Genomic DNA, 17,471 nt, shown 5'->3' on the forward strand with positions numbered 1-17,471 from the left:
GCGGGACGGGCCGGGCTGCTTGAATGGACGGGTGACCCGAGCCTCCCTGGAAAAGCAGCCGCACGAAGTCGCCTCGATGTTCGACGACGTGGCGGCCAAGTACGACCTCACCAACGATGTGCTCTCGCTCGGCCAGGCCCGGCTGTGGCGCAAGGAGGTCGCGAAGGCGGTGCACGCGCGGCCGGCCGAGAAGATCCTCGACCTCGCCGCAGGCACGGCGACGTCCTCGCTGCCGTTCGCCGCGACCGGTGCGTACGTCGTGCCGTGCGACTTCTCGATCGGCATGCTCCGGGAGGGCAAGAAGCGCAACTCCTGGCTGCCCTTCACCGCGGGCGACGCGACGAAACTGCCCTTCCGCGACGAGACCTTCGACGCGGTGACGATCTCCTTCGGGCTGCGCAACGTCCAGGCGACCGAGCAGGCGCTGCGGGAGCTGTACCGGGTGACCAAGCCGGGCGGACGCGTGGTGATCTGCGAGTTCTCCCAGCCGACATGGGCGCCGTTCCGCACGGTCTACACCGAGTACCTGATGCGCGCCCTGCCGCCGGTCGCCCGCGCGGTGTCCTCCAACCCCGACGCGTACGTCTACCTCGCCGAGTCGATCCGCGCCTGGCCCGACCAGGCGGGCCTCGCCGGCCTGCTGCGGAAGGCCGGCTGGTCCGACGTCGCCTGGCGCAACCTCACCGGTGGAGTGGTGGCGCTGCACCGGGGCGTACGCCGCTGACCCGGGGCCGGGGGGCCCGCACCCGCACCGCAGGCCCCCCGGCCCTCACAGCGCCAGCCTGAAGCAGTACGCCTCCTGCCCGGGAACCGGAGTCGTGAAGGTCTCGGCCTGCCGCATACCGAGCCGTCTGGCGACCGCGAGCGAGCGCGTGTTGCGCGAGTCGACCATCGCGACCACGTCCGTCACCCCCGCCGCCCGGACCCGCTCCAGCGTGGTGCGGGCGGCGGCGGTCGCGTAACCCCGGCCCCAGGCCGCCCGCCCCAGCCGCCAGCCGATCTCGATCTCGCCCACCGGGCCGTAGCCGGTGTGCGGCCACGGCTGCGCGCCGGTGAAGCCGAGCACCCCGTCCGCGTCGTCCAGCACGGTCCACAGACAGTGGCCGAGCTCCGCGTCGTGGCGGCGCTGGCGTGCGGTCAGCTCCTCGTACACGGAGAACTCGGCCGGCCCGCCGCCCAGGAACTTCATCACCTCGGGGTCGGCGAACACCCGGTGCCAGGCGACGGCATCCTCGTCGGTCGGGACACGCAGACGTACGGCGGGGGTCGGACCAGGCGCGATCGGCATCGGGGAGCCCTTCGGAAAGTTGACCGGCATGCCCCCATAGACTGCACGGGACCTGTGCCGAGCGGCACGCGATTTCGAGTCTTCGGGAGATCCGACCGTGACCGAGCCCCTCTCCGAACACAGCGCGGATGTGATCGTCGTCGGGGCGGGCCCAGCCGGCTCCACGACCGCGTACTACCTGGCCAAGGCCGGACTGGACGTACTCCTCCTGGAGAAGACGGCCTTCCCGCGCGAGAAGGTCTGCGGCGACGGCCTCACCCCCCGCGCCACCAAGCAGCTCGTCTCCATGGGCATCGACATCTCCGAAGAGGCCGGCTGGCTCCGCAACAAGGGCCTGCGCATCATCGGCGGTGGCGTCCGCCTCCAGCTGGACTGGCCGGATCTCGCCTCGTACCCGGACTACGGGCTGGTCCGTAAGCGTGACGACTTCGACGAGCAACTGGCCCGGCAGGCACAGAAGGCGGGCGCGCGGCTCTACGAGCGCTGCAACGTCGGCGCCCCGATCCTCGACGACCGCACCGGCCGCATCACCGGCGTCAACGCGAAACTCGGCGAGGAGAAGACCGAGGTCACCTTCCACGCCCCGCTCGTCGTCGCCGCCGACGGCAACTCCACCCGGCTCTCCCTGGCGATGGGCCTGCACCGGCGCGAGGACCGCCCGATGGGCGTCGCGGTGCGTACGTACTTCACCTCGCCCCGCCACGACGACGACTACCTGGAGTCCTGGCTGGAGCTGTGGGACCGCCGCGGCGCCGAGGACCGGCTGCTGCCGGGCTACGGCTGGATCTTCGGCATGGGCGACGGCACGTCCAACGTCGGTCTCGGCATCCTGAACTCCTCCTCCGCCTTCAAGGAGCTGGACTGGCGCGAGGTCCTCAAGGCATGGTGCGCGTCGATGCCGGAGGACTGGGGCTACACCCCGGAGAACATGACGATGCCGATCCGGGGCGCCGCGCTCCCGATGGCCTTCAACCGCCAGCCGCACTACACCAAGGGCCTGCTGCTCGTCGGTGACGCGGGCGGCATGGTCAACCCGTTCAACGGCGAAGGCATCGCGTACGCCATGGAGTCGGGGCAGATCGCGGCGGACGTCATCGTCCAGGCGCACGCCCGCTCGACCCCGGCCCAGCGCGAACTGGCCCTGAACAACTACCCGAAGGTCCTCAAGGAGACCTATGGCGGGTACTACACGATGGGCCGCGCCTTCGTGAAGCTCATCGGCAACCCGAAGGTCATGAAGATCGCGACGCAGCGCGGTCTGACCCACCCGGTCCTGATGAAGTTCACCCTGAAGATGCTCGCCAACCTGACCGACCCGACGGGCGGCGACGCGATGGACCGCATCATCAACGGCCTGTCGAAGGTGTCGCCGAAGTCCTGACGGCGGCCGGGCCGTCACATGTCGTGCACCGCTGTCTTCGCGGTGGCGACGAAGGTCAGGACCGACTTCCAGAACGGGTCGTAGCCGGCGTCGAACGCGCGGACGGCGTCGGTATCACCCGCGATCGACGCCTCGAGCGCCCTGAACGGCGGCTGCGTCGCGAGCCGCAACAGCTCCGCCGCCTCCGCGACGTGGTCGGGGCCTTCGAGCGCCACGACCCAGACGAAGTGGCGCAGTTTGCTGTACTCCTCGCGCAGGCGCAGCCGGACCTCCCGCAGTTCCGGGGCCCGGGCCTCCAGGGTTCCGGACGCGTGGATGTCCGACACCCGCCAGTACAGGTCGGCCATCCGGTGGGCCTGCTCGATGAGATTCACGTACGCGGCCCTGCGGGTCTCCCGGATGCGGACGGACCGCTGCGTGCTCGCGGCGGCGTCCGCCTGGGTCCTGGCGGCCTGAGCCGTACCCCGGCTGGTCACCCAGCTCGCGAGGACTGCGGTGCCCGCGGTGAGCGAGGCGATCCAGAGAGCGCTGTCGGCCATGCCCCACAGTTTGCCTGCTCATGCCAACCGTGGGTGCCCTCGTCGCCGACTGTGGCCTGATCCTTCCGTGGCCGAAAGCGGTGGAGGCCGGGGGCGCCGCACTGGTAGCGTCCGGTCCATGTCCACCCCCGAGTCGGACAGACGGTAGCCACCGGTCCGCCGGTGGCCGGACCTCTGCCGCACTGACCGAACCGACGGCCCGCACGGCCGCGGACTTCGGCGACGGCACCCCGCCCACGGCCGGACCCTCGCGGTGTGGGCCGCGCGTCTCCCTCTCTCCTCGCCATGCCGTCCGTACGCATGGCCGAGTCATGTCCGACCGCCCCGGCGGCCCGGGCATTCCTCCGCGTCGCCGCGGGCCGCCGACCACCGTCGGCTTCGCGGGCGCGGCCCACCCCCTCGTACACCGGTCGTTCCACCGACGGTTCCGTCCAAGGGGTCCTCTTCATGCCATTCGCTGTCCACGTGCTCGGGCTGGCGGTATTCGCCCAGGGCACCTCGGAGTTCATGCTGTCCGGACTCGTCTCCGGTATCGCCACCGACCTGGGGGTGTCCCTGCCCGCGGCAGGGCTGCTCACCTCCGCCTTCGCCGTCGGGATGGTGATCGGGGCGCCGCTCACCGCACTGCTCAGCCGCACCTGGCCGCCGCGCCGCGCGCTGTTGCTGTTCCTCTCCGTCTTCGTCGCCGTCCATGTGATCGGGGCGCTCACCCCGGGATACGGGGTGCTGCTCGCCACACGGGTCATCGGGGCGCTGGCGAATGCCGGGTTCTGGGCCGTCGCCCTGACGACCGCGATCGGGATGGTCGAGCCGCACGCCAGGGCGCGGGCCACCGCCGTCGTGGTCGGCGGGGTCACCGTCGCCTGCGTCGTGGGAGTCCCCGCCGGGGCGGCCCTCGGCTCCCTGTGGGGCTGGCGGTCGGCGTTCTGGGCGGTGGCGCTCGTCTCCGTACCGGCGCTCGTCGCCCTCGCCGGAGCCGTACCGGCGGGCCCGTCCGCCGGCGGGGCGACGGACGCGCGCGAGGAACTGCGGTCCCTGGGCCGCCCGCGGCTCCTGCTCACCCTGCTCGTCATGGCGCTCGTCCAAGGGGCGACGTTCTGCACGTTCTCGTATCTGGAGCCGCTGGTCACCCGCGTCACCGGGTTCGGCGCCGGGTGGGTGCCCGCGGTCCTCGCGCTCTTCGGCGTGGGCTCGTTCATCGGCGTCACCGTCGCGGGCCGCATCGCCGGAACCCGGCCCGCCGCGCTCATCGCCGCCGGTACGACCGCGCTCGCCCTCGGCTGGGCCGTCCTCGCGCTCACGGCGGGCAACCCGGTCGCGGCCCTCGCCCTGGTGCTCCTCCAGGGCGCACTGGCCTTCGCGACCGGGACGGTGCTCATCACCCGGGTCCTCCAGCTGGCGCCCGGCGCCCCGACGCTGGCCGGCGCGTTCGCCACCGCCGCGTTCAACGTGGGCGCCGCGCTGGGCCCGTGGCTGGGCGGCCTGGCCCTCGCGGCGGGCTTCGGCTTCCGCGCACCGGTCTGGGTCAGCGTGCTTCTGACGGGAGCGGCGGTTGCCCTGACAGCGGTGCTCACGCGTCGGCGCCCCGTCAGGGTGGCAGCCGGGTGAGACGGGCGGCCGGTGACCGCACGCGGAAGGGCCGTCACTCCCGAGCGGGGGAGTGACGGCCCTCAGCCGTTTTCAAGTGCGCGGACGCGCCGGTGAATCAGAGAACGCGGACCGCGCCGGTCGGCATGTCGTAGTCCAGCGAGCGCTGCACGGTGCCCGTGCCGGAGTTCTGCGCGCCGACGAACTGGCCGCCGCCCACGTAGACAGCGACGTGGTACGCGCTGCCCGCGCTGCCCCAGTACAGGATGTCGCCGGGCTGGAGGCTGCTCAGCGAGACCTGGGTGCCGGCCGTCGACTGGCTCTGCGAGACGCGCGGCAGGTCGATGCCCACCGAGGCGTACGCGGCCTGGACGAGCCCGGAGCAGTCCCACGAGTTGGGGCCGGTGCCGCCGGGCACGTACGCGTCGCCGACCTGGGCCTTGGCGAAGGCCACGATGGCGCCCGCGGAGCCCGTGGCGCTCGACGAGGAGTACGAGGGCGCGGAGGAGGCGGAAGAGCCCGTGGAGGCGCTGAGCGTCGTGCGCTCGGCGGTACGGGAGGCGCGGTCGGCGGCCTCTTCGGCCGCCTTGGCCCTCGCCTTGGCGGCGGCCTCCGCCTTCTTCTCCGCCTCGGCCTTGCGTACGGCCTCCGCCTTGGCCTTCTTGGCCTTCTTGGCGGCGGTCTCCGCTGCGGCGTCCTCGTAGGCCTGCGTCTCCAGGTCGAGGGCGACCTGCTGCGTGGCCTCGGCGGACGCCGCGACGGCGGGGGAGAGCCCGGAGGTGATGGTGGGCATCTCGATGGTCTGCGTCACCGGCTCGGCCTGAGCCGGGCCGGCGGCACCGGCGACCGCGATGGTGCTGAGGACGCCACCGGCAACCCCGGCTCGCAGTGCCGATTTCGAGGCACTCTGGCGGGGCTTCCGGTGGCTGGGTATGTGAGCGGTGTGGGACATGAGAACTAGCGCTATCAGGGCATCAGGGGTCCCTTCAAGAAACGTGTGTTGCGACACAGTTACGTCCGGAACCTGTGAATCCGCTTCCTGTGGGCCTTTATTGACGCCGTAACGGGCAAATCGGGCATGCGTCATCCGTGCTGTGATCACGGACTTTCAGCAATACGCCCGAATTGCCCGGCGCTTACCACCCGTTCACACCGATGGCCAAGCCCGCTTTAGTTGAAGCCTACGTGGAGTGATGCAGGTCACAGCGTGAGTCCACCGTGACGGGCAACCGCGCGACCCGGCGACGCGTGCCGCGGCCGGAGCGCGCCGTGCGGACTGACGGTGGGTCAGGGCGGGGCGGGCCGGGGCGGCGTCGAGGGGTCGCCGGGGAGCGGCTCGGGGCGGTGTCGAGGAGGGGCTCGGGAGGGGCTCGGAGGGTGGGGGTTCGCTCGGGCGACGCGTCAGGGTGTGCGTCGCTCGCGCGTCCGGAAGTTCGTGAATGGATGCACATGTCCACATCGCACCCCGCGGGCCCCTCTTCCGGGTGAGCACGAGATGCCGCCGATCCCTTTATCACCCCGCGTCGTCCATCTCCAATTTGCCTGAGCGCCCGCCCGATTGATACTGCGGCACCCCTTTGACCAGCGGTAACCGCATCAGATGTCACGTCTCGTGATCACTCGGCCGCTTCGCGTACGAAGATCACTGCTCATCCGGCTTCATGATCCTTCGTCAGGTGGTGGAGATCACAAAGACGTTGTCGCACCCCGTGTCGCAGATCACAGGACGGCAGGCATAGGATGCGGGGCAGTCGGGCTTGTGAACTGCCTCACATGTGCACGATCTTGGTGAGGTGGCGAGCCGGTCGCCCGATGCGGTCCAACGGTCAAGGACGACTGGAAGGAGCGAGGAGCGTGAATGCCTACGCGCCCATCCTCGTGCTCGGCGCCCTCGGGGCAGGGTTTGCGATCTTCTCCGTGGTCATGGCCACGCTTATCGGCCCCAAGCGCTACAACCGGGCAAAGCTCGAAGCGTACGAGTGCGGTATCGAACCCACCCCCACTCCGGCCGGAGGCGGCCGCTTCCCCATCAAGTACTACCTGACGGCGATGCTTTTCATCGTCTTCGACATCGAGATCGTCTTCCTCTATCCCTGGGCGGTCACCTTCGACGCCCTGGGGATCTTCGGGCTCGTCGAGATGCTGCTCTTCGTGCTCACCGTCTTCGTCGCCTACGCGTATGTGTGGCGCCGCGGCGGCCTGGAATGGGACTGAGGGGCTAGGGGCACCATGGGACTCGAAGAGAAACTGCCAAGCGGCTTTGTGCTGACGACGGTGGAAGAGGCCGCCGGCTGGGTACGGAAGTCCTCCGTCTTCCCCGCCACCTTCGGCCTCGCCTGCTGCGCCATCGAGATGATGACGACCGGAGCCGGGCGCTACGACCTGGCCCGCTTCGGCATGGAGGTCTTCCGCGGCTCGCCGCGGCAGGCGGATCTGATGATCGTCGCGGGACGGGTCAGCCAGAAGATGGCGCCCGTCCTGCGGCAGGTCTATGACCAGATGCCGAACCCCAAGTGGGTCATCTCCATGGGGGTTTGCGCATCATCAGGCGGAATGTTCAACAACTACGCCATTGTGCAGGGTGTTGATCATATTGTGCCGGTTGATATCTATTTGCCGGGATGCCCTCCGCGTCCCGAGATGCTGATCGACGCCATCCTCAAACTCCACCAGAAGATCCAGGGCACCAAGCTCGGGGTCAACGCGGAGGAGGCCGCCCGCGAGGCGGAGGAGGCGGCCCTCAAGGCACTCCCCCTCATCGAGATGAAGGGGCTGCTGCGATGAGCGACGAGCTGAACACCAACAGCGGTCAGGTGCCCGCCCCGCGCGACGACACCGGCGAGGTCATCGGCGTACGGAAGGGGATGTTCGGCGCCAACAACGGCGGCGACACCTCCGGCTACGGCGGCCTCGTCCGTACCGTGACCCTCCCGGGCCCCACGGCCCGCCCGTACGGCGGCTGGTTCGACGAAGTGGCCGACGAGCTCGAAGGGGCCCTGGAGGAACAGGACCTGCTTCCCGCCAACGCCATCGAGAAGACCGTCGTCGACCGGGGTGAACTCACCTTCCACATCGCCCGGGAACACCTCGTCCAGGTCGCCAGGACCCTGCGCGACGACCCGGCCCTGCGCTTCGAGCTCTGCACCGGCGTCAGCGGCGTCCACTTCCTCGGGGACGCGGGCCGCGAGCTGCACGCCGTCTACCACCTGCGCTCGCTCACCCACGGCCGGCTGATCCGCCTGGAGGTGTCGGCCCCGGACAGCGATCCGCACATCCCGTCCCTCGTCGCGGTCTACCCGACCAACGACTGGCACGAGCGCGAGACGTACGACTTCTTCGGGCTCGTCTTCGACGGGCATCCGGCCCTGACCCGGATCATGATGCCGGACGACTGGCAGGGCTTCCCGCAGCGCAAGGACTACCCCCTCGGCGGCATCCCCGTCGAGTACAAGGGCGCCCAGATCCCTGCTCCGGACCAGCGGAGGTCGTACTCCTGATGACCACTCCCCACGCGACTCCCCACGCCACTCCCCGGGCCACGACCGAGGGGACTGTATATACAGTCACCGGCGGCGACTGGGACGAGGTCGTCGAGTCGGCGCTCAAGGCCGACGACGAGCGCATCATCGTCAACATGGGTCCCCAGCACCCGTCCACACACGGCGTGCTGAGGCTGATCCTGGAGATCGACGGCGAGACCGTCACCGAAGCCCGCTGCGGCATCGGCTACCTCCACACCGGCATCGAGAAGAACCTCGAATTCCGGAACTGGACGCAGGGCACCACCTTCGTCACGCGCATGGACTACCTGACGCCGTTCTTCAACGAGGCGGCGTACTGCCTCGGCGTCGAGAAGCTGCTCGGCATCGAGGACCAGATCCCCGACCGGGCCACCGTCCTGCGCGTCCTGCTGATGGAGCTCAACCGGATCTCCTCCCACCTGGTGTGCATCGCCACCGGCGGCATGGAGCTCGGCGCGACCACGATCATGATCTACGGCTTCCGCGATCGTGAACTCGTTCTCGACCTCTTCGAGCTGATCACCGGCCTCCGGATGAACCACGCGTTCATCCGGCCCGGCGGACTCGCCCAGGACCTGCCCCCTGGCGCGGTCGACCAGCTGCGCGAGTTCGTCAGGACCATGAAGAAGAACCTGCCGGAGTACGACAAGCTCGCCACCGGCAACCCCATCTTCAAGGCCCGTATGCAGGACGTCGGCTATCTCGACCTGACCGGCTGCGTGGCGCTCGGCGCCACCGGTCCCGTCCTGCGCTCCGCCGGACTCCCGCACGACCTGCGCAAGAGCGACCCGTACTGCGGCTACGAGACCTACGAGTTCGACGTGCCCACCGCGGACACCTGCGACTCCTACGGCCGCTTCCTCATCCGCCTGGAAGAGATGCGCCAGTCGCTGCGGATCATCGAGCAGTGCCTGGACCGGCTCGCGCCGGGACCGGTCATGGTCGCCGACAAGAAGATCGCCTGGCCCGCGCAGCTCGCGCTCGGCCCGGACGGCCTCGGCAACTCGCTCGACCACATCAGGAAGATCATGGGCACCTCCATGGAGGCCCTGATCCACCACTTCAAGCTGGTGACCGAGGGCTTCCGGGTCCCGGCCGGACAGACGTACACCGCGATCGAGTCGCCCAAGGGCGAGCTCGGCGTGCACGTCGTCTCGGACGGCGGAACCCGCCCCTACCGGGTCCACTTCCGTGACCCGTCCTTCACCAACCTCCAGGCCATGGCGGCGATGTGCGAGGGCGGCCAGGTCGCCGACGTCATCGTCGCCGTCGCGTCCATCGACCCCGTGATGGGAGGCGTCGACCGGTGACCGGAATCAATCAAGAGGTCAGTCTGGGGATGCCGCAGCTCCCCGCCCCCGGCTACCCGGCCGAGGTGCGCGCCCGGCTCGAAGCGGACGCGAAGGAGGTGATCGCCCGCTACCCCGGCAGCCGCTCCGCGCTGCTGCCGCTGCTCCACCTCGTGCAGTCCGAGGAGGGGTACGTCTCCCGTACGGGCATGGCCTTCTGCGCCGAACTGCTCGACCTCACCACCGCCGAGGTGAACGCGGTCGCGACCTTCTACACGATGTACCGCCGCCGGCCGAGCGGCGACTACCAGGTCGGTGTCTGCACCAACACCCTGTGCGCGGTCATGGGCGGCGACGCCATCTTCGACCGGCTCAAGGACCACCTGGGCGTCGGCAACGACGAGACCACCGAAGACGGCAAGGTCACGCTCGAACACATCGAGTGCAACGCGGCCTGCGACTTCGCCCCCGTCGTGATGGTGAACTGGGAGTTCTTCGACAACCAGACGCCCGAGAGCGCGACGCGACTCGTCGACGACCTCATCGCGGGCCGGACCGTCGAGCCCACCCGCGGCGCTCCGCTGTGCACCTACAAGGACACGGCCCGCATCCTGGCCGGCTTCCCCGACGAGCGCCCCGGCGCCGTCGCGGCCACCGGCGGGGCGGGCCCCGCCTCGCTGATCGGGCTGAAGCTCGCCAAGGGCGAGGCCCCGCACGCGCGCGTGGTCGGACCGCGCGGAGAGTTCCCCCGGGACGAACCGCACAAGGGCGCCGAGCACCTCAGCTCCCACGACGCGCCACAGCAGACCTCGGCATCCGACCCGGACCACCCGGCCGGTCCCGCCGCCGAGGAGGGGGAGTGATGACGTTGGCCGCCGAAATCGACAAGAACGGGACCAGTCCCGAGAAGCTTCTGGCGCCGGTCCTGTCCGCCTTCTGGGACCAGCCGGACTCCTGGACCCTGGAGACCTACCGGCGTCACGACGGATACGAGGGACTGCGCAAGGCCCTCGCCATGTCGCCCGACGACCTCATCGCGTACGTCAAGGACTCCGGTCTGCGCGGACGCGGCGGCGCCGGCTTCCCCACCGGGATGAAGTGGCAGTTCATCCCGCAGGGCGACGGCAAGCCGCACTACCTCGTCGTCAACGCCGACGAGTCGGAGCCCGGGACCTGCAAGGACATCCCGCTCCTCTTCGCCAACCCGCACAGCCTCATCGAGGGCATGGTGATCGCCTGTTACGCGATCCGCTCGTCCCACGCCTTCATCTATCTGCGCGGCGAAGTCGTCCCCGTACTGCGGCGCCTGCACGAGGCGGTCCGCGAGGCCTACGAGGCCGGCTACCTCGGGAAGAACATCCTGGGCTCCGGGCTCGATCTGGAACTCACCGTGCACGCCGGCGCCGGCGCGTACATCTGTGGTGAGGAAACCGCCCTGCTCGACTCGCTCGAAGGACGGCGCGGCCAGCCCCGGCTGCGCCCGCCCTTCCCCGCGGTCGCCGGTCTGTACGCCTGCCCCACCGTGGTGAACAACGTCGAGTCCATCGCGTCCGTTCCCGCGATCCTGAACCGGGGCAAGGACTGGTTCAAGTCGATGGGCAGCGAGAAGTCCCCGGGCTTCACGCTGTACTCGCTCAGCGGGCACGTCACCAGCCCCGGCCAGTACGAGGCCCCGCTCGGCATCACCCTGCGCCAGCTCCTGGACATGAGCGGCGGCATCCGGGCCGGACACCGCCTGAAGTTCTGGACCCCCGGCGGATCGTCCACCCCGATGTTCACCGAGGAGCACCTCGACGTCCCGCTCGACTACGAGGGCGTCGGCGCCGCCGGTTCCATGCTCGGCACCAAGGCGCTCCAGTGCTTCGACGAGACCACCTGTGTGGTCAGGGCCGTCACCCGCTGGACCGAGTTCTACGCCCACGAGTCCTGCGGCAAGTGCACACCCTGCCGCGAAGGCACCTACTGGCTGGTCCAGTTGCTCCGCGACATCGAAGCGGGCAAGGGCCGGATGTCGGACCTGGACAAGCTCAACGACATCGCCGACAACATCAACGGCAAGTCCTTCTGCGCCCTCGGCGACGGGGCCGCCTCGCCGATCTTCTCCTCGCTGAAGTACTTCCGCGCGGAGTACGAGCAGCACATCACGGGCAAGGGCTGCCCCTTCGATCCCGCCAAGTCGACCGTCTGGGCCGACGACAAGAACGCTCACCGGGGGGTGAACGCATGACAGTCACCACGAGTGCGCCCTCCGGGGGCGGCGAGGCGGCGGTTCCTCCCGAGGACCTTGTCACGCTGACCATCGACGGCATCGAGATCAGCGTGCCCAAGGGCACCCTCGTCATCCGGGCCGCCGAGCTCCTCGGCATCGAGATCCCGCGCTTCTGCGACCATCCGCTCCTCGACCCCGCGGGCGCCTGCCGCCAGTGCATCGTCGAGGTCGAGGGCCAGCGCAAGCCGATGGCGTCCTGCACCATCACGTGCACGGACGGCATGGTCGTGAGGTCGCAGCTCACGTCGTCCGTCGCGGAGAAGGCCCAGAAGGGTGTGATGGAGCTCCTGCTCATCAACCACCCGCTGGACTGCCCCGTCTGCGACAAGGGCGGTGAGTGCCCCCTGCAGAACCAGGCGATGTCGCACGGCGACACCGACTCCCGGTTCGACGGCAGGAAGCGCACGTTCGAGAAGCCCGTTCCGATCTCCACCCAGGTGCTGCTGGACCGTGAGCGGTGCGTGCTCTGCGCGCGCTGCACCCGGTTCTCCAACCAGGTGGCGGGCGACCCGATGATCGAGCTGATCGAGCGCGGTGCGCTCCAGCAGGTGGGTACGGGACAGGGCGACCCCTTCGAGTCGTACTTCTCCGGCAACACCATCCAGATCTGCCCGGTCGGGGCGCTGACCTCGGCGGCGTACCGGTTCCGCTCCCGGCCCTTCGACCTGGTGTCGACGCCCTCGGTGTGCGAGCACTGCGCGGGCGGCTGCGCCACCCGTACCGACCACCGGCGCGGCAAGGTCATGCGGCGCCTGGCGTCCAACGACCCCGAGGTCAACGAGGAGTGGCTCTGCGACAAGGGCCGCTTCGGATTCCGTTACGCCCAGCAGCGCGACCGGCTCACCACGCCGCTCGTACGCAACGCGGACGGCGTGCTCGAACCCGCGAGCTGGCCCGAGGCACTGGAGACGGCGGCCCGCGGGCTCGCCGCGGCCCGGGGCCGTACCGGCGTCCTCACCGGCGGCCGGCTGACCGTCGAGGACGCGTACGCGTACAGCAAGTTCGCGCGGGTCGCCCTCGACACGAACGACATCGACTTCCGGGCCCGGGTCCACAGCAGCGAGGAGGCCGACTTCCTGGCCGCCCGCGTGGCCGGGCGCGGCCGTGACCTGGACGGCAGCGGTGTCACGTACACCTCGCTCGAGAAGGCTCCGGCCGTCCTGCTCGTCGGCTTCGAGTCCGAGGAGGAGGCGCCCGGCGTCTTCCTCCGGCTGCGCAAGGCCCATCGGAAGCACGGTCAGCGGACCTTCGCCCTCGCCACGCACGCCACGCGCGGTCTCACGAAGGCGGGCGGCACGCTGCTTCCCGCCGCCCCCGGCACCGAAACCGAGTGGCTCGACGCGCTCGCGGGCGGTGTCGGCCTGGACGGCGACGGAGCCGCGGCTGCCGAGGCGCTGCGCGGCACCGGCTCGGTGATCATCGTCGGTGAGCGGCTGGCCGGAGTACCGGGCGCGCTGAGCTCCGTCGTACGGACCGCCGCCGCCACCGGCGCCACGCTCGTGTGGATTCCGCGGCGGGCCGGCGAACGGGGCGCGGTGGAGGCGGGCGCACTGCCGTCGCTGCTGCCCGGCGGACGCCCGGCGACCGACCCGCGGGCCAGGGACGAGGTGGCGTCCGTCTGGGGCGTCGCCGAACTCCCCTCCCGTTACGGCCGCGACACCGGTCAGATCGTGGAGGCCGCGGCCACCGGCGAACTGGCCGCGCTGCTCGTCGCCGGTGTGGAGACCGTGGACCTGCCGGACCCGGCCCGCGCGCTGGAGGCACTGGACCAGGTCGGCTTCCTGGTCTCGCTGGAGCTGCGGCCCAGCGAGGTCACCGAGCGCGCCGATGTGGTCTTCCCCGTCGCCGCGGTCGCCGAGAAGCCCGGCACCTTCCTCAACTGGGAGGGCAGGGCCCGCATGTTCGAGGCGGCGCTGAAGCCCGAGCAGATGACGCGGGCGCTCGCGCCGAGCGACGCGCGGGTGCTGCACATGCTGGCCGACGCGCTCGACGTACCTCTCGCACTGCCGGATCTGCGGGCGGCCCGGCGCGAACTGGACCGGCTCGGTGGCCGTCAGGGCGATCACGCGGACGACCCGCACGGCCCTTCCCTTTCGGCGAGCAGCCGGCCGCTGCCCAGGCCCGGCGACGGCGAGGCGGTCCTCGCGGGCCACCGGATGCTGCTCGACCTGGGCCGGCTCCAGGAGGGTGACACGGCGCTGGCCGGGACCCGGCACGCGGCCGTCGCCCGGCTGTCGGCGGCCACCGCGGCGGAGACCGGAGTGAAGGACGGCGACCTGCTGGCCGTCACCGGCCCCACCGGCACCGTCGCCTTCCCGCTCGCCGTCACCGTCATGCCGGACCGGGTGGTCTGGGTGCCGCTGAACTCCGCCGGCAGGGGTGTCCCCGCCGACACGGGCGCCCGGCCCGGCGGACTGGTCCGGATCGGCCCGGCCGCCGGAGCCCCCGCAGACTCACCGGAGGTGCGAGCGTGACTGGCCTCGCTCAACTCGCCGCGGCACCGCACAGCGCGGTGCTCGCCGCCGAGGATCTCTCGATGTTCGGCACCGACCCCTGGTGGCTGGTGGCCGTCAAGGCGGTCTTCTGCTTCGCGTTCCTGATGGTGACCGTGCTCTTCTCCATCGTGTGGGAGCGCAAGGTCGTCGCCTGGATGCAGCTGCGCATCGGACCGAACCGGCACGGACCCTGGGGCATGCTCCAGTCCCTCGCCGACGGCATCAAGCTGATGCTGAAGGAAGACGTCATCGTCAAGCGGGCGGACAAGGTCGTCTACGTCCTGGCGCCGATCATCGCCGCCATCCCGGCGTTCATGGCGATCGCGGTGATCCCGTTCGGCCCCGCGGGCAACGAGGTGTCGATCTTCGGGCACCGTACGGCGATGCAGCTGACCGACCTGCCGATCGCGATGCTCTACATCCTCGCGGTCGCCTCGGTCGGCATCTACGGCATCGTGCTGGCGGGCTGGTCCTCCGGATCGACGTACCCGCTGCTCGGCGGATTGCGTTCCTGTGCCCAGATGATCAGCTACGAGATCGCGATGGGCGCCGCGTTCGCCTCGGTCTTCCTCTACTCCGGGTCGATGTCGACCTCGAAGATCGTGGAGGCGCAGGAGGACCGCTGGTTCATCATCCTGCTGCCGGTCTCCTTCATCATCTACATCGTCACGATGGTCGGTGAGACCAACCGGGCCCCGTTCGACATGCCGGAGTCCGAGGGCGACCTCGTCGGTGGCTTCAACACCGAGTACTCGTCGATCAAGTTCGCGATGTTCATGCTCGCCGAGTACGTCAACATGGTCACCGTCTCCGCGGTCTCCGTGACCCTGTTCCTGGGCGGCTGGCGGGCTCCGTACCCGGTCAGCACCTTCTGGGAGGGCGCGAACCACGGCTGGTGGCCGCTGCTCTGGTTCGTCATCAAGGTCCAGCTGCTGCTGTTCTTCTTCATCTGGCTGCGCGGAACGCTGCCCCGCGTGCGCTACGACCAGCTGATGAAGCTCGGCTGGAAGGTCCTGATCCCGGTCTCGGTGGTCTGGCTGATGCTGGTCGCCACCGTCCGGGCGCTGCGCAACGAGGGCTACGACTTCTCGAAGATCGTCCTGTACGTCGCCGGAGCCGTGATCGCGATCCTGCTGATCTCCTTCGTCGTCGACATCTTCCGCGACCGCAAGGCCAAGGAGGCGGACGCGGCGGCGGAACCGGAGCCGGCGTTCGACCCGATGGCGGGCGGGTTCCCGGTGCCGCCACTGCCCGGACAGACCCTGCCGCCGGTGCCGCGGCGCAGATCGCGACGTGAGCGCGAGCTCGTTGTCAGTGGTGGGTCGGATACTCACAGTGACGAGAATTCGAGTGACGGAAAGGAGGCTGACGGTGTCTGAGTCATCAGAGCCCTCAGGGGAGAAGTTCCAGAATCCTGTGGCCGGCTTCGGCGTGACCTTCAAGGCCATGTTCAAGAAGCGGCTGACGGAGCAGTATCCGGAGACGCAGAAGGTGACGGCGCCGCGCTTCCACGGCCGGCATCAGCTGAACCGTCATCCGGACGGCCTGGAGAAGTGCGTCGGCTGCGAGCTGTGCGCCTGGGCGTGTCCGGCCGACGCGATCTACGTGGAGGGCGCGGACAACACCGAGGAGGAGCGCTACTCCCCGGGTGAGCGCTACGGCCGCGTCTACCAGATCAACTACGCGCGCTGCATCCTGTGCGGACTGTGCATCGAGGCGTGCCCCACCCGGGCACTGACGATGACGAACGAGTTCGAGCTCGCCAACACCACCCGCGAGAGCCTCATCTACACCAAGGACGAGCTGCTCGCCGGGCTGGAGGAAGGCATGGTCGACAGCCCGCACGCGATCTTCCCCGGCATGGACGAACAGGACTACTACCGGGGCCTGGTGACCGGGGCGGCGCCGGGTACGGAGCGCCAGGCCGCGGTCTCCAAGGGCGAGGACGAGAAGGCCACCGCGGACGAGGAGGTGGACGCATGACCGGCCTGGCCGCTGCGGCCTCCACCTCGACCGGCGAGGCCTTCCAGTTCTGGATCCTCGGCACGGTCGCCGTGATCGGCGCCCTCTCCACCGTCCTGATGAAGAAGGCCGTGCACAGCGCGCTGTCGCTCGCCGGGACGATGATCATCCTGGCGGTCTTCTACCTCGCCAACGGGGCGTACTTCCTCGGGGTCGTCCAGATCGTCGTCTACACCGGCGCGATCATGATGCTGTTCCTCTTCGTGGTCATGCTCGTCGGTGTCACGGCGGCGGACTCGCTGAAGGAGACGCTCAAGGGCCAGCGCTGGCTGGCCGTCGGGTGCGGGCTCGGCTTCGGCATCCTGCTGTGCGCCGGCATCGGCAACGCCTCGCTGAACAACTTCAACGGGCTCGGCGCCGCCAACGCCGCACACGGCGGGAACGTCGAGGGGCTCGCCAACCTCATCTTCACCAAGTACGTCTTCGCCTTCGAGATCACCGGCGCCCTGCTGATCACGGCGACGGTCGGCGCGATGGTGCTCACGCACCGCGAGCGCACCGAACGCGCCAAGACGCAGCGGGAGATGTCGGAGGACCGCGTGCGCAGCAGCCACCTCCCGCCGCTGCCCGCGCCGGGCGTCTACGCCCGGCACAACGCGGTGGACATCGCGGGTCTGCTCCCGGACGGCACCCCGTCCGAACTCACCGTCATGCAGACGCTGCGCAAGCGCGGCCAGATGCGTGACGTGTCGAACGAGGCACTCGCCGACCTCAAGGCGCTGGAACAGCGCTCGGGGGCGCGGCTGGGCCGTGACAACGACGAAGAGGAGGTCGCCAAGTGAACCCGGTCAACTACCTCTACCTCGCGGCCCTTTTGTTCACCATCGGCGCCTCCGGGGTGCTGATCAGGCGGAACGCGATCGTGGTGTTCATGTGCGTGGAGCTGATGCTCAACGCGTGCAACCTCGCGCTCGTCACGTTCTCCCGCATGCACGGCAACCTCGACGGCCAGATCATCGCCTTCTTCACGATGGTCGTCGCCGCCGCGGAGGTCGTGGTCGGGCTCGCGATCATCGTGTCGCTGTTCCGCTCCCGCCACTCGGCCTCGGTCGACGACGCCAGCCTGATGAAGCTGTAAGG

Annotated in this window: 17 protein-coding genes; 14 read left to right on the forward strand and 3 right to left on the reverse strand. The window is 69.8% G+C overall.

Annotated features, from left to right (window positions below; genetic code table 11):
* Positions 1-31 precede the first annotated feature (31 nt).
* Positions 32-724: a demethylmenaquinone methyltransferase gene (locus tag AC07FA_RS23430; protein ID WP_479077974.1), complete on the forward strand. Its 693-nt coding sequence runs from the start codon at positions 32-34 to the stop codon at positions 722-724.
* A gap of 45 nt (positions 725-769) precedes the next feature.
* On the opposite strand, the gene AC07FA_RS23435 is transcribed toward AC07FA_RS23430, so the two are convergent.
* Positions 770-1,288: a GNAT family N-acetyltransferase gene (locus AC07FA_RS23435; protein ID WP_479077976.1), complete on the reverse strand. Its 519-nt coding sequence runs from the start codon at positions 1,286-1,288 to the stop codon at positions 770-772.
* Between the two features lie 97 nt (positions 1,289-1,385).
* On the opposite strand from AC07FA_RS23435, the gene AC07FA_RS23440 reads away from it, so the two are divergent.
* Positions 1,386-2,669 carry a geranylgeranyl reductase family protein gene (locus AC07FA_RS23440; protein ID WP_479077978.1) on the forward strand — a complete coding sequence of 428 codons (1,284 nt, stop codon included), beginning with the start codon at positions 1,386-1,388 and terminating at the stop codon, positions 2,667-2,669.
* A 14-nt stretch (positions 2,670-2,683) separates the two neighbouring features.
* Here the strand turns inward: AC07FA_RS23440 and AC07FA_RS23445 are convergent, their stop codons facing one another.
* Entirely contained in the window at positions 2,684-3,208 is a 525-nt protein-coding gene (locus tag AC07FA_RS23445; RefSeq protein ID WP_479077980.1) for a hypothetical protein, read from the reverse strand.
* A gap of 447 nt (positions 3,209-3,655) precedes the next feature.
* Between AC07FA_RS23445 and AC07FA_RS23450 the strand changes: the two genes are divergently transcribed.
* Positions 3,656-4,816 (forward strand): Cmx/CmrA family chloramphenicol efflux MFS transporter, encoded by a 1,161-nt coding sequence (locus tag AC07FA_RS23450; protein ID WP_479077982.1) that lies wholly within the window; start codon positions 3,656-3,658, stop codon positions 4,814-4,816.
* 97 nt (positions 4,817-4,913) lie between these two features.
* Here AC07FA_RS23450 and AC07FA_RS23455 read toward each other — a convergent pair whose 3' ends face one another.
* Positions 4,914-5,747, reverse strand: a complete 834-nt coding sequence (locus AC07FA_RS23455; RefSeq protein WP_479077983.1) for a C40 family peptidase — start codon at positions 5,745-5,747, stop codon at positions 4,914-4,916.
* 902 nt (positions 5,748-6,649) lie between these two features.
* On the opposite strand from AC07FA_RS23455, the gene AC07FA_RS23460 reads away from it, so the two are divergent.
* Genes AC07FA_RS23460 through nuoK form a run of 11 tightly spaced genes read left to right on the forward strand, consistent with a single transcriptional unit; the run spans position 6,650 to position 17,469 of the window.
* The gene (locus tag AC07FA_RS23460) at positions 6,650-7,009 is read left to right on the forward strand and encodes an NADH-quinone oxidoreductase subunit A (protein ID WP_003992243.1); all 360 of its coding nucleotides are present in this window, start codon (positions 6,650-6,652) and stop codon (positions 7,007-7,009) included.
* Positions 7,010-7,024: 15 nt separating this feature from the next.
* On the forward strand, positions 7,025-7,579 hold the full coding sequence (locus tag AC07FA_RS23465) for a NuoB/complex I 20 kDa subunit family protein (protein WP_185299164.1): 555 nt from the start codon (positions 7,025-7,027) through the stop codon (positions 7,577-7,579).
* Positions 7,576-8,292 carry an NADH-quinone oxidoreductase subunit C gene (locus AC07FA_RS23470; protein ID WP_479077986.1) on the forward strand — a complete coding sequence of 239 codons (717 nt, stop codon included), beginning with the start codon at positions 7,576-7,578 and terminating at the stop codon, positions 8,290-8,292. Before AC07FA_RS23465 ends, AC07FA_RS23470 begins: the two co-directional genes overlap by 4 nt.
* Positions 8,292-9,626, forward strand: coding sequence for an NADH-quinone oxidoreductase subunit D (locus AC07FA_RS23475; RefSeq protein ID WP_479077988.1), 1,335 nt, complete (start codon positions 8,292-8,294; stop codon positions 9,624-9,626). Before AC07FA_RS23470 ends, AC07FA_RS23475 begins: the two co-directional genes overlap by 1 nt.
* A 29-nt stretch (positions 9,627-9,655) precedes the next feature.
* On the forward strand, positions 9,656-10,468 hold the full coding sequence (gene nuoE / locus AC07FA_RS23480) for an NADH-quinone oxidoreductase subunit NuoE (RefSeq protein ID WP_479078266.1): 813 nt from the start codon (positions 9,656-9,658) through the stop codon (positions 10,466-10,468).
* Positions 10,468-11,832, forward strand: a complete 1,365-nt coding sequence (gene nuoF, locus AC07FA_RS23485; protein WP_479077990.1) for an NADH-quinone oxidoreductase subunit NuoF — start codon at positions 10,468-10,470, stop codon at positions 11,830-11,832. Before nuoE ends, nuoF begins: the two co-directional genes overlap by 1 nt.
* A complete protein-coding gene (locus tag AC07FA_RS23490; RefSeq protein WP_479077991.1) occupies positions 11,829-14,348 on the forward strand; it encodes an NADH-quinone oxidoreductase subunit G in 2,520 nt (839 codons plus the stop codon). The genes nuoF and AC07FA_RS23490 overlap by 4 nt, the downstream gene beginning before the upstream one ends.
* Positions 14,345-15,748 (forward strand): NADH-quinone oxidoreductase subunit NuoH, encoded by a 1,404-nt coding sequence (gene nuoH / locus AC07FA_RS23495; RefSeq protein WP_479077993.1) that lies wholly within the window; start codon positions 14,345-14,347, stop codon positions 15,746-15,748. The genes AC07FA_RS23490 and nuoH overlap by 4 nt, the downstream gene beginning before the upstream one ends.
* On the forward strand, positions 15,741-16,352 hold the full coding sequence (gene nuoI / locus AC07FA_RS23500) for an NADH-quinone oxidoreductase subunit NuoI (RefSeq protein ID WP_479077994.1): 612 nt from the start codon (positions 15,741-15,743) through the stop codon (positions 16,350-16,352). Before nuoH ends, nuoI begins: the two co-directional genes overlap by 8 nt.
* A complete protein-coding gene (locus AC07FA_RS23505) occupies positions 16,349-17,173 on the forward strand; it encodes an NADH-quinone oxidoreductase subunit J (protein ID WP_479077995.1) in 825 nt (274 codons plus the stop codon). The genes nuoI and AC07FA_RS23505 overlap by 4 nt, the downstream gene beginning before the upstream one ends.
* On the forward strand, positions 17,170-17,469 hold the full coding sequence (gene nuoK / locus AC07FA_RS23510) for an NADH-quinone oxidoreductase subunit NuoK (protein WP_185299156.1): 300 nt from the start codon (positions 17,170-17,172) through the stop codon (positions 17,467-17,469). The genes AC07FA_RS23505 and nuoK overlap by 4 nt, the downstream gene beginning before the upstream one ends.
* Positions 17,470-17,471: the final 2 nt, after the last annotated feature.

The sequence above is a fragment of the Streptomyces sp. NPDC045968 genome (assembly GCF_056430475.1).